This window comes from Photorhabdus noenieputensis, assembly GCF_018448935.1.
Lineage (GTDB): Bacteria > Pseudomonadota > Gammaproteobacteria > Enterobacterales > Enterobacteriaceae > Photorhabdus > Photorhabdus noenieputensis.
Genome location: NZ_RCWC01000101.1, coordinates 1 through 2,200 on the forward strand (window position 1 = coordinate 1; position 2,200 = coordinate 2,200).

Below are 2,200 nucleotides of genomic sequence, written 5' to 3' on the forward strand. Positions count from 1 at the left end.
CCAAAGCGGCGAAAGCGAAGCTGGACCATATCAGTGAACCGGACAAAGAGGCCGCCAGAAAAAAACTGGTTGACGGTGGCAATCCACACCCGACTTCAGCGGATATCAATAAGCAAGTTTATGACACCGCTTACACGCAGGCGCTGAATGACTCCGGCTTTGGGACCGGCGGAACCTATCAGAAAGCGTTACAGGCGGCCACGGCAGCGATTCAGGGCTTAGCGGGCAACAACCTCGGTCAGGCGCTGGCCGGGGGCGCTTCTCCTTATCTGGCGGGCGTGATAAAAGAGCTGACCACCGACCCACAAACCCATCAGGTAGATATCGCCACCAATACGCTGGCCCACGCGATTTTAGGTGCGGTGGCGGCGGAAGTGAGCGGTAACAATGCCCTGTCGGGTGCCGCGGGTGCGGCGTCGGGGGAACTGGCCGCGCAGGTCCTGATAAAGCAACTTTACGGTGATGGGGCTAAAGTCAGTGAGTTAACGGAGGAACAAAAACAAACTATCAGCACCCTTTCCACCCTAGCAGCCGGGCTGGCAGGTGGCATTGCCGGTGATTCCACCGCCAGCGCCCTTACTGGGGCGCAGGCCGGGAAGAACGCAGTAGACAATAATCATCTAAGCGTTGACCAGAATCGTTCAAGAAGTGAGGAACTGGTTAATTGTCAGGGTGATAGCAGTTGCCGTGCGACTGTCAGGGATAAATATCGGCAGGAATATGACAAGGTTCAGGAGCGGATAGCGACGTGTTCAGGCGCTGACCAGTGCGTTGCGGTTGCCAAAGAGCTGCGGGCATTGCAAGGTGACTACAGTGCTCGGATAAGTGAAATTCAGGAAAAAGCCAGAATGCAGGGACTGGATTCCCTCACGCCGGCAGAAGTGCGGGAATGGGCAGATTTACGCGGTGCCATGTCGAATATTGACGCATCACGGAATTTAGTGCTCCATCGTGCCCAAGTCACCGGCGGCTCAGAAGAAACCACCCAGGAAATCGTGAAGATTATGGGGCAGACGGGAATTGCGGCGTCTGCGGGAGTGGCCGGAGGGATTAGTAAGTCTGGAGCAAAAGGCCGCGGGGATGTCGGAAAAGGCAAACAACCATATCAACCGAATCAGGGAGCAGTTGGTAATATGGGCGAGTTCTTCAGGCAGCCGGGGTTTGGGAGCGAAGCGAAAGCAGGCTCACAAAAAACCAGTAAAATATATCAAGGGCAAACGGTTTATAAAGCATCAAAGAACATTAATGATAATATCCGTAAAGGTGACCAGTTCTATCTGGATAATAAACATAAAAATCATCTTGAAGTTTTTGATAACAAAGGAAACTTCAGAGTTGTGTTAAATATGGATGGCTCCATTAATCTGGACAAAACGAGGATTGCAGAAGCTGAAAGGCGGAAATTACTAAAATGATTAGTGAAAATTATTTCGATGAATTAAAAAATATTTATCTTTATCTTTCAAAAGAGATATCAGAATGTCCAATAGATCAAGAAGATCTATTGATTGACTATGAGGATAAACAAGATGCTTTATTTGAACGAAATTTCGAGTTACTAAAAAATGCAAAGGAGTTACTAAGGCAAGCTAAGTTAAATGACGACAAAATCGCAATGCAGGCGGCGTTAGTTTATGTCAGAGTATATGCAATGGGACTGTCAAGTTTTTTTGATTCTTTTAAAGAAGATGCCGACTCTTTGCTAAAGGCTTCCGATTGGCCTGGCATCCCGGAGAATTACCAATTTCCAGAATGTTACAATTATCTACTTAGTAAATAGCATCAATCCCGGTTAATCTGAACTGTACCCCAAATGTTAGGTAATCATCCGACATTTAAAGGGTGCAGTTCATTACGTCTGGGAAAAGTGGCTTATCAGGCTAAAAAATCGGTCACGGTAGGGGTTGCTGGTAACGGCTATTCCTACCGCGACCGATTGAGAAGACCCGCTTTGATTGTAAACGTCCGGTCATCTCACCTTGTTCTTCCTCTCCGGCCCATGCACGCTACTGCTTCCTTATCTTCACCTGGAGACTGACACCATGAGCCGTAGCCGATATACCCCGGAACAAAGTAAACGTCCGGTCATCTCACCTTGTTCTTCCTCTCCGGCCCATGCACGCTACTGCTTCCTTATCTTCACCTGGAGACTGACACCATGAGCCGTAGTCGATATACCCCGGAACAAAAACAGCAACAT

At 48.6% G+C, this 2,200-nt stretch carries 3 protein-coding genes; all 3 read left to right on the plus strand.

Annotated features, from left to right (window positions below):
• A partial coding sequence (locus EAE91_RS24655; protein ID WP_280520309.1) for a VENN motif pre-toxin domain-containing protein occupies nucleotides 1-1,415 on the plus strand: 1,415 nt, incomplete at its 5' end.
• Nucleotides 1,412-1,780: a hypothetical protein gene (locus tag EAE91_RS23260; protein WP_214090511.1), complete on the plus strand. Its 369-nt coding sequence runs from the start codon at nucleotides 1,412-1,414 to the stop codon at nucleotides 1,778-1,780. The genes EAE91_RS24655 and EAE91_RS23260, both read left to right, overlap by 4 nt.
• 33 nt (nucleotides 1,781-1,813) lie before the next feature.
• The gene (locus EAE91_RS23265) at nucleotides 1,814-2,038 is read left to right on the plus strand and encodes a hypothetical protein (RefSeq protein WP_214090512.1); all 225 of its coding nucleotides are present in this window, start codon (nucleotides 1,814-1,816) and stop codon (nucleotides 2,036-2,038) included.
• The last annotated feature ends 162 nt before the right edge of the window (nucleotides 2,039-2,200 follow it).